Origin of the sequence: Pseudomonas sp. NY15181 (genome assembly GCF_048068055.1) — a bacterium.
Lineage (GTDB): Bacteria > Pseudomonadota > Gammaproteobacteria > Pseudomonadales > Pseudomonadaceae > Pseudomonas.
Genome location: NZ_JBLUPT010000012.1, coordinates 17,233 through 36,600, shown reverse-complemented (window position 1 = coordinate 36,600; position 19,368 = coordinate 17,233). Strand labels below are relative to the sequence as shown.

17 protein-coding genes and 2 pseudogenes are annotated in these 19,368 nt (G+C 61.7%); 7 read left to right on the top strand and 12 right to left on the bottom strand.

Translation table 11 applies throughout. The features are described from left to right. Nucleotides 1-10 precede the first annotated feature (10 nt). The 5 genes from ACNFBT_RS23590 to ACNFBT_RS23570 all read left to right on the top strand — a co-directional run bounded on the left by ACNFBT_RS23590 (nucleotide 11) and on the right by ACNFBT_RS23570 (nucleotide 4,035). Nucleotides 11-427, top strand: a complete 417-nt coding sequence (locus ACNFBT_RS23590; RefSeq protein ID WP_015478654.1) for a RidA family protein — start codon at nucleotides 11-13, stop codon at nucleotides 425-427. Between the two features lie 68 nt (nucleotides 428-495). Further along, on the top strand, nucleotides 496-792 hold the full coding sequence (locus tag ACNFBT_RS23585) for an EthD family reductase (RefSeq protein WP_015478655.1): 297 nt from the start codon (nucleotides 496-498) through the stop codon (nucleotides 790-792). Nucleotides 793-943: 151 nt separating this feature from the next. Beyond that, nucleotides 944-1,648, top strand: a complete 705-nt coding sequence (locus tag ACNFBT_RS23580) for a TetR/AcrR family transcriptional regulator (RefSeq protein WP_041712714.1) — start codon at nucleotides 944-946, stop codon at nucleotides 1,646-1,648. Nucleotides 1,649-1,876: 228 nt separating this feature from the next. Beyond that, a complete protein-coding gene (locus ACNFBT_RS23575; protein WP_370600894.1) occupies nucleotides 1,877-3,370 on the top strand; it encodes a flavin monoamine oxidase family protein in 1,494 nt (497 codons plus the stop codon). After that, nucleotides 3,370-4,035 (top strand): c-type cytochrome, encoded by a 666-nt coding sequence (locus tag ACNFBT_RS23570; protein ID WP_041712715.1) that lies wholly within the window; start codon nucleotides 3,370-3,372, stop codon nucleotides 4,033-4,035. The genes ACNFBT_RS23575 and ACNFBT_RS23570 overlap by 1 nt, the downstream gene beginning before the upstream one ends. 252 nt (nucleotides 4,036-4,287) lie before the next feature. Here ACNFBT_RS23570 and ACNFBT_RS23565 read toward each other — a convergent pair whose 3' ends face one another. The 10 genes from ACNFBT_RS23565 to ACNFBT_RS23520 all read right to left on the bottom strand — a co-directional run bounded on the left by ACNFBT_RS23565 (nucleotide 4,288) and on the right by ACNFBT_RS23520 (nucleotide 16,686). Then, complete coding sequence (locus tag ACNFBT_RS23565; protein ID WP_015478659.1) at nucleotides 4,288-4,950, bottom strand: hypothetical protein; 663 nt, start codon at nucleotides 4,948-4,950, stop codon at nucleotides 4,288-4,290. 28 nt (nucleotides 4,951-4,978) lie between these two features. Continuing rightward, nucleotides 4,979-5,635, bottom strand: coding sequence for a c-type cytochrome (locus ACNFBT_RS23560; protein WP_015478660.1), 657 nt, complete (start codon nucleotides 5,633-5,635; stop codon nucleotides 4,979-4,981). A 9-nt stretch (nucleotides 5,636-5,644) separates the two neighbouring features. Beyond that, nucleotides 5,645-7,144 carry a flavin monoamine oxidase family protein gene (locus tag ACNFBT_RS23555; RefSeq protein WP_015478661.1) on the bottom strand — a complete coding sequence of 500 codons (1,500 nt, stop codon included), beginning with the start codon at nucleotides 7,142-7,144 and terminating at the stop codon, nucleotides 5,645-5,647. 289 nt (nucleotides 7,145-7,433) lie between these two features. Continuing rightward, nucleotides 7,434-8,810 (bottom strand): NAD(P)/FAD-dependent oxidoreductase, encoded by a 1,377-nt coding sequence (locus ACNFBT_RS23550; protein WP_015478662.1) that lies wholly within the window; start codon nucleotides 8,808-8,810, stop codon nucleotides 7,434-7,436. Nucleotides 8,811-8,821: 11 nt separating this feature from the next. Continuing rightward, complete coding sequence (locus ACNFBT_RS23545; protein WP_015478663.1) at nucleotides 8,822-10,060, bottom strand: thiolase family protein; 1,239 nt, start codon at nucleotides 10,058-10,060, stop codon at nucleotides 8,822-8,824. Nucleotides 10,061-10,077: 17 nt separating this feature from the next. Continuing rightward, on the bottom strand, nucleotides 10,078-11,637 hold the full coding sequence (locus ACNFBT_RS23540; protein ID WP_015478664.1) for an AMP-binding protein: 1,560 nt from the start codon (nucleotides 11,635-11,637) through the stop codon (nucleotides 10,078-10,080). Between the two features lie 10 nt (nucleotides 11,638-11,647). Next, on the bottom strand, nucleotides 11,648-12,778 hold the full coding sequence (locus tag ACNFBT_RS23535) for a saccharopine dehydrogenase family protein (RefSeq protein ID WP_015478665.1): 1,131 nt from the start codon (nucleotides 12,776-12,778) through the stop codon (nucleotides 11,648-11,650). Nucleotides 12,779-12,838: 60 nt separating this feature from the next. Beyond that, complete coding sequence (locus tag ACNFBT_RS23530) at nucleotides 12,839-14,122, bottom strand: acyl-CoA dehydrogenase family protein (RefSeq protein ID WP_416753137.1); 1,284 nt, start codon at nucleotides 14,120-14,122, stop codon at nucleotides 12,839-12,841. 402 nt (nucleotides 14,123-14,524) lie between these two features. Continuing rightward, complete coding sequence (locus ACNFBT_RS23525; RefSeq protein WP_015478667.1) at nucleotides 14,525-15,385, bottom strand: phytanoyl-CoA dioxygenase family protein; 861 nt, start codon at nucleotides 15,383-15,385, stop codon at nucleotides 14,525-14,527. A gap of 251 nt (nucleotides 15,386-15,636) precedes the next feature. Then, a complete protein-coding gene (locus tag ACNFBT_RS23520; protein ID WP_015478668.1) occupies nucleotides 15,637-16,686 on the bottom strand; it encodes an AraC family transcriptional regulator in 1,050 nt (349 codons plus the stop codon). A gap of 101 nt (nucleotides 16,687-16,787) precedes the next feature. Here ACNFBT_RS23520 and ACNFBT_RS23515 point away from each other — a divergent pair, with 101 nt between their 5' ends. Together ACNFBT_RS23515 and ACNFBT_RS23510 are read left to right on the top strand one after the other, a co-directional pair. After that, nucleotides 16,788-17,972 (top strand): acetyl-CoA C-acyltransferase family protein, encoded by a 1,185-nt coding sequence (locus ACNFBT_RS23515; RefSeq protein WP_015478669.1) that lies wholly within the window; start codon nucleotides 16,788-16,790, stop codon nucleotides 17,970-17,972. A gap of 81 nt (nucleotides 17,973-18,053) precedes the next feature. Then, complete coding sequence (locus tag ACNFBT_RS23510) at nucleotides 18,054-18,644, top strand: TetR/AcrR family transcriptional regulator (protein WP_331320042.1); 591 nt, start codon at nucleotides 18,054-18,056, stop codon at nucleotides 18,642-18,644. Nucleotides 18,645-18,687: 43 nt separating this feature from the next. Here the strand turns inward: ACNFBT_RS23510 and ACNFBT_RS23505 are convergent. Together ACNFBT_RS23505 and ACNFBT_RS23500 are read right to left on the bottom strand one after the other, a co-directional pair. Beyond that, nucleotides 18,688-18,900: pseudogene (locus tag ACNFBT_RS23505) on the bottom strand (methyl-accepting chemotaxis protein); the annotation flags it as partial. Nucleotides 18,901-18,933: 33 nt separating this feature from the next. Next, nucleotides 18,934-19,257 (bottom strand): annotated as a pseudogene (locus tag ACNFBT_RS23500) (PAS domain-containing protein); the annotation flags it as partial. Nucleotides 19,258-19,368 lie beyond the last annotated feature (111 nt).

Below are 19,368 nucleotides of genomic sequence, written 5' to 3'. Positions count from 1 at the left end.
GACGCCTGTCATGAGTAACCAGGATCTGAAGCGGCAACTGATCAACCCGCCGCATACCCAAGTGCTGTACGACACCTATCATTTCTCCCAGGCCAACCGTGTTGGCAATATCGTCTGGGTCTCCGGCCAGGTGGGAATCGACGCCAACTTCGTTCCCGGCGCCGATATCACTGAGCAAGCGCACCTGGCCTTCCAGGCCCTGCGCGGGATTCTCGAGGAAGCGGGCGGCAGCCTGGCCGATGTGGTCGAGCTGATTACCTTCCACACCGATCTGCAAGGCGAAGTCCATGCCTTCGGCCAGGTCAAGGACGAGTACTTCCCTGACCGCTATCCGGCCTGGAGCGCTGTCGGCATCACTCAGCTGTCGCTGCCTCAGTTGCGAGTGGAAGTCCGCGCGGTGGCAGTCATCGGCAGCGGCAAGGCCTGATTCGCCGGCATTGAAATCAACCGGCGCCTCATCGAGGCGCCAATCACCTGCAGGAGCGAATTAGACAGATGGCAACTCTCATCGTGAGCTACCCGGTCAGCGAAGGCGCAACCTTCGATCGTGACTACTACGTATCCCGGCATATCCCTCTGGCCCAATCGGCCTGGGGCGAGTTCGGCCTGCAATCCGCGGAGATCCTTTTCCCGGCGGCAGGACCGCAACCCCTCGCCGGCATGGTGATCATGCGCTTCGCGAATCAGTCGGACATCGATGCCGCACTCGCCTCCCCGAAAACCGCTGAGGTGGTGGGTGACGTCCCGAACTTCACCAACCTCACGCCTCAGATCTTTCGCGCAGACGACTGAGCTTGGGGGTAGAGTTTCCATCGAGGCGCGGCCGCCCTTGGCGGCCTTTGATGCTTTCATCCAGCAAATTCCCTATGCTGAGCAACTCGGAAGGCTCCGGCTCTTCCCAGTGAACGAACTTCGCCCAGCCAGCCATAAAAGCGCCATTCCCATGCCTGACACCCAACGCTCTCCCGCCACCACCGAAGCCCACGGCAAGTCCGAGCGACCTGCACGTCGCGGGCGCCCTGTGGGGAATCACGAAGAAAAGCGTACCGAACTCGTGAAAGCGGTGATCGAGGTGATCGCCAAGGAAGGTTACGCAGGCACCTCGATGCGCAGGGTTGCTCAGCATGCCGGTTGCACGACAGGAGCAGTGACCTACTACTTCGCAAACAAGGAGGAGATGGTCACGGCCGCGGCCCAGTCTCTGTTCGATGAGTTCGACACACTGCTGGACTTCAGCAAGGTAGGGATCGACGTCAGGACCATCATCGACCAGTGGCTCAACTGGACCAAGGCTGACGAGCCGGATTCGTGGCTCGCCCTGTTCCAGCTACTGGCTCATGCCAGGCACGAACGGGCCTTTGCTGACGTCCTGGAGCAGCGCTATTTCAGGTTCCGCGAAGTCTTTGCGTCGATCCTGGCCAAGGGCCAGGCCGAAGGCACCATCCGCGACGACATCGACGCCGACCTGCTCGCCGACCAGATCAGCGCAATGGGCGACGGCTGGATGATGTCGCAGCCCATCGAGCCCGAGCGCTTCAATCCCAAGCGCAAGCAGGCACTCCTGGACGCGGTCATTACCCTGATCTCCCCTCCCCAACCTAAAAGCGCCAAGCCTGCGTCCAAGGGTAAGCGCGCCACCTCGCGCTGACCTCATCGAAATTTCCTGAGTTTCCCTGCAAGGCCGGACACACCGGCCTTGTAGCTCCTCTCCGGCGAGTGGCCGCACGCCGTTTGCCGCTCGATCGCCTCCCCGCTTCATCCCCGCCGACCATCATCGAATAGTTCGTCCCTTCTCCCCCTTTGCTAGGGCAGCATTGTGCGGTACTTTTACATAACAGTTGTGATAACAAATAAAACGTACCCACAGGTGTGAACGATGGTCACAGAAAACGATAACAACGAGCTGTCGCTACAAGCTCGGCAGCGGCGGCAATTGATGCAAGCACTGGGAAGCGCAGCACTGCTCAGCGGGCTCGCGCTCAGCACGCGTGCCAATGCACAAGCGGCGCAGGATACCCAGGGCGATGTGCTCGACGTCGCCATCATCGGCGGCGGCCTCGCGGGGCTAACGGCAGGGCGCGACTTGCTCCGGGCCGGCAACCAGTCCTTCATCGTGCTTGAAGCACGCGATCGGGTCGGTGGACGCACCTATAACCACAACCTGGGTAACGGCGTGATATCCGAAGCAGGCGGTCAATGGATCGGCCCCGGTCAGACCGCCATTGTGGACCTGGCGCGTGAGCTCGAGGTCGACACCTTCCCCACTTATTACCAGGGCAAGTCGGCCTACCTCATGGGTGACGCCAAGTACGAGGAAGACACGACCGATGGCGCCAAGACCAATCCAGTAATCGTCGAGAAGCTCAACGCGCTGGCCCGCAAGGTGCCCAGTAAGGCGCCCTGGAAAGCCGCCGATGCGGCGGCGCTGGACAAGCTTTCGGTCGGTGAATGGCTGAAGCAGCAGGGCGTCAGCAATGTCGACAAGTTCGGCTTCAACATGTCCGTGAGCCTGACCTTCGGTAGCCCGCCCGCCGGCATGGGACTTCTGCACTACCTGTCGATGATCAACTCCTCCGACTGCAGCCTGGAGAAGCTCGAGGGCTTCAAGGGCGGCGCCCAGGAAACTCGCTTCGTGGGCGGCTCGCAGATCCTCAGCATCCGAATGGCCCAGACGCTCGGCAACAAGGTCAGTCTTTCCAGCCCGGTGCGCAGGATAGTTGGCTGGGATCGCGACATCGTCGAACTGCATACCGACAAGGGCATCGTCCGCGCGCGGACGGTTATCCTGGCCCTTAACCCGGCCCTGTGCGAGCAGATCACTTTCGATCCGCCGCTACCGGGCGGCCGCGCCGAGTTGCAACGACGCTGGCCAGCGCATGCACCCATGCGTAAGACGGTGCATGTCTACAAGCGCCCGTTCTGGCGGGACAAAGGCCTCAACGGCCAGATTGTACAGGTCGAGGGTCCGCTGATCCTTTCCTACGACAACTCGCCGCCTGACGGCAGCCTCGGGGTCCTGAGCGCCTTCGTTAAACCGGGGCAATTGCCTGTCGATCCCAAGGCCGCACAGGAAACCTTGTCCGCTATTTTCGCGCAGGCCATGGGTGACGAGGCGCTTCACCCCATCCAGTATCACGATCACGACTGGGGCAAGATCGACCCCTGGTCCCTGACCTGCATCTCGCCGATGCCACCCGGCTTCTGGACCAAACTGGGCGAATATCTGACCCCGTCAGTAGGCAGGTTGATCTGGTCAGGTACCGAAACCGCCGACATCTGGGCCGGCTCAATGGATGGCGCCGTCCGCTCCGGACACCGCGCTGCGCTGGAAGCGCTGCAAGCGCTGACTCAGAGCCGGAGGACCGCATGATGAAACGAGTATTCGTCATTGGCGCCCTCACGGCAGCCGTTGCGCTGGTAGGCGCTGGCGCCGTCTACGGCCCTGAGATTTATGCGGGATACCGCTTCATGAATGCCCTCGACGAGCATGATGCCGAGTATCAGGCAAATGGCGGCGCCTGGCCGCAATTGCAGGACAGCTGCGCGCTTTGCCACGGGGACCATGGCCAACCGCAGAACGCCCAATTCGCATCGTTGGCCGGCCAGAGCGAAGCCTACATCGAGGAGCAGCTAAGGGCCTTCGCCGAAGGGCGCCGCCACAGCCCTCAAATGAGCCCATTGGCGGCGAACCTGAACGACGAGCAGATCAAGCAGTTGGCCCATTACTTCTCGCGGCAGAAGGCTGGTCGGACGGAAAGTCCCGCAAGCGACAAAGAGCTCGAGCAGCGAGGCCAGGCCACGGTCACCGCCAAGGGCTGCACTGCCTGCCATGGCGAAGGGCTTGCCGGCGGCCCTATTGCTCCGCGTATCGCAGGCCAGGGAAAGCTCTACCTGATTGATCAGCTCTCAGCCTTCAAACGTGGTGATCGCAAGGATCCGACGCAGGCCATGAATGCATTGGCCAGCTCTCTTTCCGAGGGAGAAATCCTCGCGGCAGCGCATTATCTGTCCACGCTTACTCCCGCCAAACAGTAACCATTGCCCTTCTCGGTGGGCATGGACGCCCACCACTTTTTCCGGCCCTGTGATCAGGCCTCATCCCTTCTGCTATCGCTGCCAAGCCAGCGGCCTGAACAACCCATTCTTCCCCCGTCAGAACGATACTGCGCATCACCCTGCACAAGCGAACAATCAGTCATCCGAAAAGCAAAAGCCGCCTGGTCAGGCGGCTTTTGCTCAGGAGGCAATTGGGGTGCAGGTAGTGTTTGCCTGCGCCACAGATTGCAGTCAGCGGGCCGGTAGCATTTCCGACGAGCCTTTCAATCGCTCCAGCGCCCCATAGCCGTAGTAGAACTGACTCAGCATGAAGGCCCAGGTGCTTAAGGCGAGAACATAGAAATTGAGAACCACGTTCGTCTCGTCGCCTGGAATCTTGTAGAAGTCATAGATGCTCGCAATCGCCTGGCCAGCGAGCATCGCGATGATTACGCCAAGTGCCTGGAGATAGGCTCCGACGCCAACCAGACGAGACGCGAAATAGACCAGGTAGATCGAGAAGAGCGACCACATCGCGACATAGAAGTAAGGAAGAGGCTTGACCATGAAGTCCGCCAGGATGAGCACAAAGGTGGCGGCGAAGGTAACCAGGAACATCAGGAAGTCCTTGGACTTCGATGGCTTGTACCCATGTGTGACGGCCATCAGGCCAATGATGCTGATGATGGGAACGCCGAACCCTCTGGAAAAGGCATCGAGAAAGTGCGAAATCTCGTAAGCGATGCCAGAGTTGGTCAGGAAGAAGATCAAGGCATTGGATGCTGAAAAGGCGATCACCAGGCATTCGACGCCCAGAAGATAGTTTCGCTTCTTCAGAAATTTATATCCGAATACGAATCCGGAGAGAACCAACAGGAAACAAGCAAAACACAACACCAAAGTTCTGGCGTCCATAACGGCAACCTCGAAATTGAATGGCTGATCAATTGGCTTGCGGTGCTAGTGCCGCAAGGTAGTGGGCAACTGCCCGCCGATCGTCTGGGGAAAGTGTGGAGGTGATTGCTTTCATCACTCCGCTGGGTTCGCTTCGTTTGCCGCTGGCGAACGCATCGAACTGGGCGATCAGATAGTCCACGCCCTGACCGGCAAGCCGTGGGAACTGCTCATGCCCCATCAGGTGCTCGCCGTGGCAAGCAATGCATCCTCCGGCCGCTACCAGCTGCTTTCCCTTATTGCGCAATGCCGGATCCGCCTGGAAGCTGCTGTTCTCCCGGGCTTGCTGCCTGGCGTAGTAATTCGCCAGCAGGTCAATCTCCTGCGCACTCAGCGTCATCGCCAGTGGCCCCATGTTCGGATAGGCCCTCTGTCCGTTCGCAAAATGCTGAAGCTGAGTCGCCAAATAGGTCACTGGCTGTCCCGCAAGACTGGGGTAACGCTGGTTAAGCGAACTACCCTTGACACCATGGCAGTTGACGCAGGTGTCCGTCAGATGCGGCCATGGACCGCCATCGGCCTCGTAGGCATTGGACGAATCGCTGATGTAGCTCTGCAGACGGTAGAGACCGAGAACATCGCGACCATAGAAGGCCATCAGAATGGCCAGCACTGCAGCAACGCCAAGCAATATGAATTTCTTCATCGTCCGCTCCTACGCCTGACGCAATGCATTGAGGGCATGCAGAGCGCTCTGATGGCCGGAACGGACCGCGCCGTCCATATACCCGGCCCAGATGTCCGCCGTTTCCGTGCCCGACCAGATCAGGTTGCCGCAGGAAGGCCGCAGTGCCTCGCCATGGGTGCTCCAGAAACCCGGTGGAATTGCCGAGACACAGGTGATAGTCCAGGGATCGGCCTGCCCCCAGTCATGCTCGTGATACGACACCGGATGCAGCGCCTGCTCGCCCAGCGCCTGAGCGTAGATTTCCGCCTGCATGCGCTGCGCTGCCTGCCGATCGGAAGGAACCCGCGCATTGGAGATGAAGGCGTTGATGACACCGATCTCACCGCCGGGTGGTGAGTTGTCCCAGGCCCAGATGACCGGGCCATCGACGGTCAACACATGACCGTTCAAACCCTTCTCCCGCCAGAACGGCCGGGAATAGACCATGGCACTCTTGCGTGCGGGGGAATGCGACGGCCAGGCCTGCTGCAACGCGGCGCGACCTTCGGGCAAGGGCGGGTCAAACGTGACCTGATGGCACAGCGCGGGATGGATGGCCACGATGACCCGGCGCGCGCGGATTTCCCCCTGGCCGGTGTGCAGCGTGACGACTGGGCTATCCCAACCGGATATCTCGCGGACCGGACACGACAGGCGCACAAGGTCGCCCAACTGCTCGGCCATCTTCAGACAAAGTATCTGCGAGCCACCGACCAGACGTGTGCCCTGGGCACTGTCCTTGATCGAGTCGAGCTTGTCGTATTCACAACTGGCGGAGTTGATCATCGAGAGGAAATGCAACAGCCCCATCTTGGCCGGCGCCACGCCACCACTGAGCAGGAAACTGGCATTCCACCCGCCTCTATCCTCGGGCTTGATGTTCTGTCCGGCCAGCCAGTCGCCAGCCGACATCTTGTCCAGCTCGGCGACCTTCGGAGATTTCCACGGTGCTCCCGAAGGCACGTCCCGTGACATTTCGCTGAGCTTGGCAGCGAGCGCAGGATCGGTGCCGAAAGTGCCCTTGAGATCGATCTCAAGGTGCCCCTCTCCGCCGAGAATGACGGTCCGGCCATCGTAGTAGGTCGGAAAGGTTCCAATCTCCAGCTCGCGCGCGAGATCGGCGACTGCGGTCTGTCCCGGCCCGATCCATTGGCCGCCGGCCTCGGAAATGAACCCCGACCCCAGATCATGGTTAAGGGTGCGTCCACCAACGCGATCGCGAGCCTCCAGGACAACGAAGGAGCGACACCCTGACAGATGCAGGTCCCTTGCAGCCGTCAGCCCGGCCAAGCCGGCACCAATGATGGCGACATCCAGAACATCCTTCTCGCCTGCGGATGTCGCGGAGGTTCCGGCAGAAGGCTCCGCAGCAGCTGCCAGGCCCATCTTCAGCCCCAGCCCTCCGACGGCAGCGGTAGCCCCTGCAAACTTGAGTAATTGCCTTCGCCGTAAGTCGAAAGAACTATTCGAGGAGGACTTCTTAGTCATGCTTTATACCTCACGAATTCTTGATTTTTATTACCCACAAAACAGCGTCTTTACGGCAATGAAAAATCGGCATCACATCTAAATAAATCTTTTAAAACCAATGCGTTGCCGAACCAGGGAACTCCGGGTGCGGCCCGGAAAGCCCAAGTCAAATAATCGGTTCTTGTTTTTGACTTCGGATGCCGAAGTGACGCTTGAATGCGCACTCGACAAGCGATGCCGATATGCAAACCCGTCTCTGAAACGTTACTCATCCAGCACAGCGCACAAGCCCCACGCCTGTAGCGGCTTACACGTGGTGATCACCTCTGCTGCGAGCCTTGCGGTTGGTGTAGTCATCGAGCCGGTTCGCCGCACCCAGCGCCAGATTCATCACACACCATTGCAACGGGTCAGGAAGCATCGCCGGGGTCTTGTGCCGCAAGGCGGCCAGAAGTGGATGTTCGATACCACCGATTCGCTCGGCGAGCAGATGCCCCATGAGCGATTGAGTCCCCACCCCGTGTCCGGAACATCCGGCCGTGTATAGGATGTTCTGCTGCGCACCGGTCTCACCGACCACCGGCAACGCGTCGTAGGCAAAGCTGATGTAGCCACTCCAGCAGGCCTGGATACCAAGACCACGCAAGGTTGGAAAACGATCGTTCAGCGCCAACGCCAGTTCGCGATAGGCGGCATGATCCGGTTCGTTCGGCGTTTGGGCGCCATATACGTAACGCAGCCGCTTGGTCGTCAGTACAAGCGTATTGCGGGCGGTAAGACGATGGCTCTCCATGGTGAAGTGCGAGGTCACGATCCCTTCACGATTGGGCCAACCCAGCGAGTCCAACTGTGCGGAGGAGAGCGGTTCGGTCTCGATTGCAGAAACCTTCAGCGGCATCACTTTGTTCTGCAGCAAGCCCAGCTGAGGCGTATAGGCGTTGGTTGCCAACACCAGGAAAGGAGCACTCGCCGTGCCTCGGGCTGTCCGGCACTGAATGGTCGGGCCTTCCTGGTACGACAGAAGAGCCGTGTTTTCATACAGCTTCACCCCTGCCTGAATGGCCGCACGCCGCAACCCCATCACATATTTGCCCGGATTGAGCGTGCCACCGCCGGGGACATAGCAACCGAACAGGAACGCGGGCGGTATTCCACGAGCGCGCATGGCGGCGTAATCGAGAAACTCACCGGGGGAGCCCAGTTCCAGGCCTGTACGCATACTCTCGCGAAGCTTCCTCTCCTGGGAGGGATGGACCCCGGCGCGGATGATGCCCGAGGCGTTGTAGTCGCAGTCGATCCCGAGTTCGCCGAGCCTCTTTTCGACATAGGAAACGCCCTGATCGTAGAAGCGAACGATTTCCTTCGCCTGCTTGCGGCCAACGCGCTTGAGGAACAACTCGTATTCAAGCCCCTGGCCGCCGGCAAGGTACCCCGCGTTGCGGCCGCTGGCACCAAAGCCGGCGAAATCCTTCTCCAGCACTATCACCTTCGCGCCCAGTGCGGTGAGCTCCAGGGCAGTGGAGAGGCCGGCGAAACCGGCCCCCACCACTATCACATCGGCAGTGACGTGACCTTCGAGCTCCGGCTGCAAGTCGTCCGGTTTCTCGACCCAGCCGCCAAGACTGCGAAACGTTTGGGCTCCGGCGCCACGGCCGGCACTTTCATCTGGATAATTCCCACGCATGGCCAGGCCTCCTATCGGCTCAGGATATGAATTGCGACAGCGCCCTCTTCCACACCCACGAGTCCGCCGCCGTTCTCCTGAATCGCATGGCGCGCGCCCTCGACCTGACGTGCTCCCGCCTCCCCACGCAACTGGGTGGTGAGCTCGTAGAGCTGGCCGATGCCAGTCGCGCCGAGAGGATGCCCCTTGGATTCCAGGCCACCAGACGGGTTGATCGGAATCCGGCCGCCCACGGTGAAGTCACCGCGTTCGGCACAGGGCCCGCCCTGCCCCATGGGAGCCAAACCAAGGTTTTCCGCCTGGATGATCTCGCCCATGGCGGATGCGTCGTGGACTTCGGCCACATGCATGTCCTGGGGGCCCAGACCGGCGATCTCGTAGGCCTGCAGCGCAGCCAGGTGGCTGACATGCTTCTCCGACTCGTCGATGCCCCGCAGCGTGAAGCTGCGGATCACGCTGGCGGCGATCTTCACGCAGCGCCGCGGGTCGGCACCGATCCGTTTCAGGCCGGCCTCGGTGCAGATGATCGCGGCGGCGGCGCCGTCGGTCATGGGTGCGCACATCGGCAGGGTGATCGGATAGGTGATCGGCGGCGCCGCCAGCACTTCCTCGATGGTGAAGGGCTTGCGGAACTGGGAGTACGGGTTGTGCACCGAATGGTTATGGTTCTTCGCGCACACCGCCGCGATCTGCCGCTGGGTGGTGCCGTAGGTTTTCATGTGCCAACGGCAGAAGCCGGCGTAGATGGACATGAAGCGGCTGTACGGACGGTCGGACTCCGAGCCGGGCGGCGGCACTATTCCGTCCCCCATCTTCGACAGGATGGCGAAGTTTTCCTCCGCACGGGCTACGTCCCATCCCGCTTCGAACAGGGCGAAGGACTTCGCCTTGTCGGCCACCACCATCTTCTCGCAGCCCAGGGCCAGCGCAACATCGGTCGCGCCAGCACGCAGGCTCTGCACCGCCAGGTGGACAGCAGTGCTGCCAGATGCGCAGGCGTTCTCCACGTTGTAGGCCGGCACACCTTCGATGCCGATCTTGCTCATGACCACCTGCCCGGGAATGGACAGCTGGCCCTGCAAGGCTCCGTTGGTGATGCCGGCGTAGAAGACGGCCCCGATATCGGAGCGTTGTGCGCCGGAATCAGCCAACGCACCGTTGAGCGCTTCCAGGGCCAGCTCTTCAAGCTTGCGGTCCGGATGGCGACCGAATTCGGTCATGGCAATGCCGGCGATATAGATTGGTTCCATCAGAGCTCTCCTCGACCTCAGATCTGCCGGTTGGCGGCTTGCCAGTAGCGTGCGCGCAGGTCCTTCTTCAGGACCTTGCCAACCGGGCTTCGTGGCAGGGCATCAACGAAGTCGACGGTCTTGGGCGCCTTCACCGACCCCAGGCGCTCCTTGCACAGCGCAATCAGCTCTTCGGCGCTGACGCTCTGCCCGGTGGCCAGTTCCACCACCGCCTTGACGCTCTCGCCCCACTTCTCGTCCGGCACGCCGATCACCGCGCAGTCCTGCACCGCCGGGTGACCCCAGAGCACTTGCTCAACCTCGCTCGGGTACACGTTGAAACCACCGGAAATGATCATGTCCTTCTTGCGGTCGGTGATGTGGAGGTAGCCATCGGCATCAAGGTGGCCGATATCGCCGGTATGCAGCCAGCCGTCGATGATGGTTTCCGCGGTCTTCTGCGGGTCCTTGTAGTAGCCCTTCATGATCAGGTCGCCACGCACGCAGATCTCACCCGTCTCGCCCTGCGGCAGGATCTGGTTGTCGTCGTTCATGATCTCGACCCGGATCAGCGGGTTGGGCCTGCCGACCGAGGACAGCCGCTCGTTGCCTGCGACAGCGCCATCGACGAAGTGCTCGCCTGGCGTCAGGTGTGCGATGGCGCCTGGTGCTTCGGTCTGGCCATAGCCTTCCATCATGACCGGCCCGAAGACCTCGATGGCCTGGCGCAGCTTCTCCACCGACATCGGTGCCGCGCCGTAGAGGAAATAGCGCAGCGACGAGAAGTCGACCTTCTTGTTCAGGTCGGGAATGTCCAGCAGTCGATAGATCACGGTCGGCGGCAGGAAGAACTCCGTGACCTTGTATTGCGGAATCGCAGCCAGCAGCAGCTGCGGATCGGGCTTGGTGATCACCACCACGGTGCCGCCCCTTGCCGTGCAGGGGAAGGACAGCATGCCGGCGGTATGGGTCATCGGCGCCGCCGCCAGGTTCACCGGCCGGATGTCCGCCGGATAAGGGGTATTGATCATGAAATGCGCGAAGCTGGTCTGTACGCTCCGATGCGTGTTCATGACCCCCTTGGGCAAGCCTGTAGTGCCACCGGTGGGACCGACCCAAATCACATCGTCGGGGTCAACGGCGACCCGCGGATCGGTGCTCGGTTGGTCCTGGACGAAGCTCTGGAGCGACTCCGCACCATCCACATCCCCATCGACGCAAATCCATAGGCGGACCTTGGGCAGCTGCGGGCGCAAGGAGGTAATGGCTTCGGCGAATTCACGCTGGAAGAACAGGATTTCGCAGTCGAACGCGTCCAGCACATAGCGGTTTTCCTCGGGCGCGTTGCGCGCGCCCACCGGAATCCAGCATTGATTGGCACGCCACAGTCCCAGCGCGCAGAGCCAGGCCGTCACATCGTTGGCCGCCCAGACGGCGCCCTTGGTTCCGGACGCGAAGCCCCTGGCCAGAAGGGCATTAGCAATGCGGCAGGACATTTCACCCGCTTCGGTGAAGGTCGTGACCTCACCGTCCTGGATGTAGGCCGCGCCGTTCGGATTGCTCCGCCAGCCGCGGTCGAAGAAATCGATAATCGCCATCTTCGTCACTTCACAGCTGGGTAATGGATGCGCGAGCCAGACCACGCTGCTCGAGGAAGCCGAGCATGTAGCGATGGCCGAAGGCTTTCGAGGTCGATGCGAAGCCCACCTTGGCGGTGTCGTTATCCAGCAGGCGAACCACGGCTGCGGCATGAAGCGCGCCGGTGGCGATGTAGGGCTTCACGCCATGAACGGTGGCGCGTACGGCCGACAGGTGGCCACGACCGATGGCGAAGTCGACGGTGCGCTGCAGCGGGCCGCGCTCACGCGGCGGCATGACCGGGGTCGTGGAGTCGACGAGACTCTTGATCACCGCGTCCTGCTGTTCCTTGGGCAGGTGCTTGTATTCGGCCTCCCACTTCTCGCCCAGCGCATGCACGCTCTGCATGACCGGGTTGTCGTAGAAGCCGACGCAAGAGATGCAGCTACGCACACGCGGATCGTTCTCGAAGTACACCGGCAGCGAAGTACCGCCCCACGGCAAGCAGAACACGGACTCCATCAGGTCCGGCGAAACCACATTGAAGCTGGAACGCGGCGAGTGCGGGACCAGTTTGTTCTCCCACAGATAGTGGGCTTCCTGGCGATAGGTTTCGAAGATGGTGGCAGCCGAACCCACGGACACACCGGCGGCACCGCGCGGGCCACGGGTCAGGGTCGCGGTTTCCAGCGCATCGATGCCCTGGGTTTCCAGTGCCAGCTCGGCCGCGATCTCGGCGTAGGTGTACATGTAGGCGACCGAGGGCGACAGCAGCAGGCCAGCCTGGCGGAACAGCTCACCGTAGTTATCGCGCAGGGCGCGGATGTGCTGCTGCTCACCGGCCGGGTCCAGGTAGTGGCAGCCCGCCTTGAGGGCAGCCTCGACGGTAACCTGACCGAAGTTTGCGAACGGACCGACGGTGCTGCAGACCACGCGGGCCCCCTTGAACACCTTGACCAGCGCCTCGACCTCGTGGGGGCACTCGACCAGCTCATAGGTGGCGGACTCGAGGCCGACCACACGCTCGGCCATCATTTCCTTGGCGCGGGCGGCATTGCGGGCAACCGCGGTGAACGGAATGCCTTGGTCGATCAGCCAATCCATGATCAGCATGCCGGTGTAACCGCTGGCGCCATAGACAACGACAGGATATTTAGCCATTGCGAGTTCCTCGCTTTCTTATTGAATGGTTTTTGTTGGTGGTGAAACGGCCGGACCCGATCAGGCCTGGGACCAGCCTTCGGCATAGAGCTGCTGCGCAAGCAGCCCCAGACGCATGGTCAGGATGCGGTTCTCACCGTCTTCGATGAGCGCGGACTGGGTGTCGCGCAGCAGCTTCTCGATCGGGTACTCGAGGGTGGTGCCGTTGCCGCCGAAGAGGCGGAACGCTTCCTCCACCACCGCCAGCGTCTCTTCGGTCACGGTGACCTTGGCAGAGGCAGTGGCATAGGGATGGGTTAGCGGCGAGAGACGAGCAAAGCTCAGTGAGCGACGAGCGACCGCACGGGCGGTTTCCACTCGACGGAGCATTTCGCCCAGGCGCAGTCGCGTCATTTGGTGGTCGATCAGCATGCGGCCGCCCTGGCGACGCTCATGGCAGTACTGCAGCGCCAGCTCGAATGCAGACCGGGCAACGCCGGTGAAGACCTGGCTCATGTGGGTGCCGGCGTAGGACCAGGAAGAGCTCACAGCGCCGTAGTAGCCATCTTTCTCGGCAATGGCGAAGCGCCGCGGGATACGCACGTCATCGAAGTAGATTTCGCCCTGGGGCAGCGAGCGCTGGCCGATCTTCGCCAGCGGCTTGCCCTTGGAAACGCCCTTGATATCAAGCGGCACGATCACAGCGATGCCATTGGGCAGGCCATCGTCAGCGTAGAAACCGTCACCGTAGTCGGCGCACATCAGGCCGAAGGCGACCTGAGCCACCGCGCCGTTGGACACCCAGGCCGAGCTCTGGCCATTGATGATGATCTCGTCGCCGACGACCTTGGCGGTCAGGTTGCCAATGTTGGCAGGCGTGCCGGCAGGCCAGTCGCGCTTGATATCCAGCAGTTGGTTGTCGCTGCCGCGATCCGGCTGGGTGGCCATCCAGCACCCGATACGCCCCTGGCACAGCTCGACCAGCTCGGCGCTGCCGGCGGCGGCAGCCATCTGCAGCGGGAAGCCGGCGCAGCCGAGCGATACGCCCAGGCCTGCATCGCCCCAACCCAGCTCCTCGCCAATCATGGACTCGATGCGTACCGCCATTTCCGGCGGCAGCTCGGCCAGCAGCGCGGGATCGAGCCCCAGCTTCGCGAACTCGCCAAATACCGAATAGAAGGGCGAGCCGGGAGCGATGACTTCTTCCGCGCTCATGCGATCCAGCTCGCGCCCGATCGGCCGCAGTACGTCTTTTGCGAAGCGATGCACCGAGGCCTGGATCGCGGCCTCTTCTTCAGACAGTGGGGTTTCGAATCCGCTCAGACCGACGGCAGGCAAGGTCAGGTTGGGCTTCAGAGAAATCATGGCGACACCTCCTGGGAAGGCACCTGACAGGTCATCCGTTGGAGACCGGACAGGCAGTAGAGGCGACCGGAGAACGCGAACGTCGGTGAGCTGCTGCAAGGCATTGGGGCGGCAGTGAGATTCCCACTGCACATCGATCCAGCTGCGAGCTCTCGGCGCTCGTCCTCCTGGTCAGCCTGTTGTTGTTTGAGGTCAATCTAACAAGCCGTCTATTTTTACGCAACAAGTGTTATGTAAATATTTGACCGCCAGTCGCAACGAGAGTCGAAGGCGTCAGTCAGGCGCGCCAAATGCCAACCGGAAGCACTCGGCACGTTGATAGATCAGAGAGGTTCAAGCCCCTTTAGAGGCTTGTCAGCGGCGCACTCGGAGCCTGCCCAGCTCCCGACTGAAAATCCCTTTTCAGCCGTTCGGAGTGTCACCTGGCGCACTGCTGCGTCGCCACAGCGAGCCGCTCCGCAGGCCTCGATGGCGGAAGGGTTGGAACCCTGTCATCTGTCTCAGGCGAGGGGACATGTCACGGACAATTTCGGCGGGTATCTGGAGCGGGTGGGCATCCAGGGGCACCAGCGAGGCAATGTTGAACAACGCTACGGCTAGCCTCTGCCTGTCAGCCTGCGAGACGTTAGCGCCAATGCCATGCACAAGCTTGCCGCTGCAGAAAAGAACCGCCCCGGCCTTCAGCGGCACGGGTATCGTCGACTCCGGCTGATAGGGCTCGCAGAAATCCCACTCGTGACTGCCCGGAATCAGCCGAACAGCGCCGGAGGCTTGAGTCGAGTCGCCCAGCGCGACGTACATACTGCACGTCACTTCCTCCGCGCCCGGGCCGTATGGAAGGAAAATCGGGTAGTGATACAGGCTGCGTCCCAGCGGCAATGCCTCATCGCCGGGACGGCTCTCCAATACCTCGGAGCAGCTCAGCCACATGGCACCGCTGCTCCCGCCCAGAAGAGCCAGGACCAGTGCATTGATGTTGTCCTGATCCAGGAAGGCATCTCGGAAGGTCTTGCTCAGCGTCACCAGGTTCGCCACGTGAGCCGAGCATCGGCCGGACTCGTGACCACCCAGGCCTTGCGCAAGATCAGCCGCAATGGCTGCATCGATTTCCACATTGATGGCGGCGACCTGCCGGGCACTGAGCACTCCTTCGAGAATCACTGCCCCGTCCTTCTGGACAATGTCGATCACATCGTCGACCGACGTGTCGCCAGGCACCGTCTGCAGCCCCCGCACGACGGTGTTTCCCTCAGGGTAATCCATTGCTTGCTCCTCGCTCGCGGGTGCTCTGAATGCGGAGGCTGCCTGGTATCGACAGGAGGAAAAGCATCGCCTGGCACGAATACGCAATACCCGTGCACGCTGCTGCTTCAGCGCCCCGGCAGGAAATCTAGCAATGCGGAATATTTTTAACAACGACCGTTATTTCAATGTATTCAGGACGCAGGGGTCCGCCGACTCACGTTGCCATCACCGACCGGCCCCGATTCACGGAGCGGATGAAAATTGGAAACTCAGTCCCCGTGGCCAGTGCGGGCGGACCGGTAGCGCCCAGGACTCATGCCAGTCCACTGGCGGAAGACACGATGGAAAGCACTGGGCTCCTGAAAGCCGCAACGAATGGCGATTTCCGTGATACTCAGCTCGGTATCATCAAGAAGCTCGAAGGCAAGGGCCTTGCGCACCTCGTGCTTGAGCAACTGGTAAGAAAAACCTTCACGCTCAAGCTGTCGACGGAAAGCAGAATCCGTCATCGACAGGCTGCGCGCCATGTCTGTCAGCGAAAGCCAATCCTGCTCACTTCCGGCCTTCAGGCGTCGATAGACCTTGGCGGACAGACCGCTGCGATTGCGGAAGCGAACCACCACGCCTTCCGGTGCATGACGCAGGAACTGCTTGAGCCCGGCAAAGTTGCGCACCACCGGCAGGCCGAGTTGCGAGGCGTCGAACTCCACTTCGGTGTGCGTGGCGTCAAACTGAATCCAGTGCCCCCACAGCAGCGGGTCCGTTCTGTGGGGCGGGCGGGAATGCCCGAACTGGGTTCGCTCCAGGTTGATCCGCCTTCCCACAAGCCAGCAGGCAACGCCCATGACCATGCTGAGGTATACCTCCTCGGCGACGCCCCGGATGGAGCTCTCATCGATCCGGTTGTCGAGCACGATCACCGCGCGATCACCGCGTATCTCCAGCCGCGCCCGGATATCCGCGAGGAACAGGCCGAGGCCCGACAGGCACTGATTGAGCGCGCGCCCAAGGTCGGGCTCATGCAGCGCGCTTCGGCAGATCATGGCGAAACTGCCGCGCGGCATGCCGCGTGAATCGAAGGCGAAAAACTCGTCGCCGAGCTCTTCGGTGAGCGACAGCCACAAGCGTGTTACCGCATCGGCGGGCACACCATGCAGAGGGTCGAGCAGCCAGGACGGATCGATCCCCGCTGCATCCAGCAGTTCCCTTACCCGCTGTGGGCGAGAGGCCAGACGATGCAGGGCAGTCGTCACGAAATACGCGGCGACCGAGTCGCTCTGGCGAAGTACTCCGGACTCGGTGTCACTCTTTTCGATCATCTGCAGTATCCATTTTCGTCAACGGCGGCTGCGCGATTCAGGCATAGGAGGTTGCTTACCCGCGTCCTAGACTCCCGGCCATACAGCCAGGAGCCACAACCATGAACAAACCTGAAGTCTTCGTCGTCAGCGCGGTCCGCACCGCCATCGGAACCTTCGGCGGCACGCTGAAGGACACGCCCCCCGCCCAACTGGCCACGCTGGTCACACAGGAGGCCCTGTCGCGCGCCAACTGCGATCCGCAAAGCGTGAACCATGTGGTATTCGGCCATGTCATTCCCACCACTCCCAAGGATGCCTACATCAGCCGGGTGGCGGCGCTTCAGGCAGGCATTCCCAAGGAGGCCCCGGCCTTCACCGTCAACCGTCTGTGCGGCTCCGGCCTGCAAGCCATTGTCAGCGCAGCCCAAGGCCTGCTTCTGGACGACTCCCGTGTTGCCATCGCCGGCGGTGCCGAATGCATGAGCCAGGCCGGCTATCTGGTACCCAGCGCTCGCTGGGGCGCACGCATGGGTGATGTGAAGATGCTCGACTACATGCTCGGTGCGCTGCAAGACCCGCTGCATGGCATCCACATGGGCATTACAGCAGAGAACATCGCCAAGCTGCACGACATCAGCCGCGAAGACCAGGACGCCCTCGCCCTGCTGAGCCAGCAGCGCGCAGCCCGCGCCATCGCCGAAGGGCGCTTCGCCGGCCAGATCGTTCCCGTGCAGATCAAGACCCGCAAGGGTGTCTCGGCATTCGAAGTCGATGAGCATGTCCGTGCCGATGCGAGCCTTGAGCAACTGGCCAAGATGAAGCCCGCCTTCACTGAAGGTGGCTCCGTCACCGCGGGCAACGCCTCCGGCCTGAACGACGGCGCAGCGGCCCTGCTCCTCGCCAGCGGCGATGCAGTGAAGAGCGACAACCTGCAACCCATGGCACGTATTGTCGCTTACGCTCACGCGGGCGTTGAACCGACCGTCATGGGCCTCGGCCCGATCCCCGCCACCCGCCTGGCGTTGCAACGCGCGGGCCTGAGCGTGAGTGATCTCGACGTCATCGAATCCAACGAGGCCTTCGCAGCACAGGCCTGTGCCGTGTCGCGCGAGCTGGGCTTCGATCCGGAGAAGGTCAATCCGAACGGGTCGGGCATTTCCCTGGGGCATCCGATCGGTGCTTCCGGCGCCATCATCGCCACCAAGGCGATCCACGAACTCCACCGCATCAAGGGGCGCTACGCGTTGGCGACCATGTGTATCGGTGGCGGGCAAGGTATTGCTGTCATCTTCGAGCGCGTCTGACCGGTCTGGCGCTCTTGAAGCCGTTCTCCCCTGCAGTGGCGAATGCCGCTGCAGGGTGTCCCAAACGCACAGGTACGAACCATGAATACAGCCAAGTGCTTGCTGCCCTCCTCCAGCTCCCGCTTCGAACGCAATCGTCCCAAGGCGCTCGATCTCTTCGCTGAGCGCGGCTTCGCCCAGGTCAGCCTGCGTGAGCTGGCACGACACCTTGAGCTGACCGCCGGCTCGCTTTACACCCATTGCGCCAGCAAGGAAGAGCTGCTGTTGGAGTTCATCGAGGAGCACTACCTGGCCCTCCTGTCTCTGTTCGACCGGCGCCACCGCAGGGAGTGTCCCAAGGCCACCCTGGAAGTCATCGTTCTGGGACTGGTCTCGCGGCACGCCGCCTACCCCCAATACTTCCAACTGGCAACGCGCGATATCGGCTACCTGGAGTCCGAGCAACGGCAGTACATCGAACTGCTTCGTCATCAGTTGGAGCAAAAACTGGCGGCCGCCCTGGTCGCAGCGGGATACCTGAACACTTCGTCCAACGGCATCCCGGTGCTGGAGCTCTTCGAGCACCTGCCCATCTGGCTGTCCCGTTATCCGCTGGATCGTGAGCAACAGGCCGCGCGACTCATGCAAGTACTGACCGCCCCCCTCGCGCGCAAGGCGGGGATCAGCCGCTGATCCCCGCTTCTTCAACCACCATCCCTCAGCCGGTCCTGGAGGACAGCATTTCCTGGATCCGCTGGGTGGCGTCGCGTGTTCTGCCGGCCAGCTTCTTGACCTCATCCGCCACCACGGAAAATCCTCTTCCGACCTCGCCCGCCCGCGCGGCTTCGATTGCCGCGTTCAATGCCAACATGTTCGTCTGATCGGCAATGGCTTTGATCACGCCCACCACCTGAGCGATCTGTTCGTACGTCGACTGAATACTGGCGAGTTCCCTTGCATGCAGGGCCGCGGCGAGTTTCTCGTCCGAAATGTCGCGGACGGCGCCCAGCAGGCAGCAGAGCTTTCCGCTCGCATCCTTCATGCCCTGCCCGCGTTCGCGGAACCACACCTCGCCCCTGGACTTGTGCTTCATCCGGTACTCGACAACATAGGGCGTGCTGAAGTCATCCCGCAGGACGTAGTCCGTGACTACCTTGACGATCTGCTGCAGGTCCTCCGGATTGACGATGGAAAAGTAGCTGTCCCAGGTATCGGGAAGCTCGTGCTGCGCATAGCCGATAAGGTCGCGAAATTGCCTTGACCAACTTAGCTGGTTGGCAGGGTTCTCCGGATCTCCGTCAATCACGCTGAGTTCCCAGCAGCCCTCGGTGAGAACCTGCTGGGTGAGGTCCCAGACCTTTTCCCTGGCATGGTGATCGGCGAGCTCACCTTGCAGGTCAGCCAGCTGCGAGGCGCT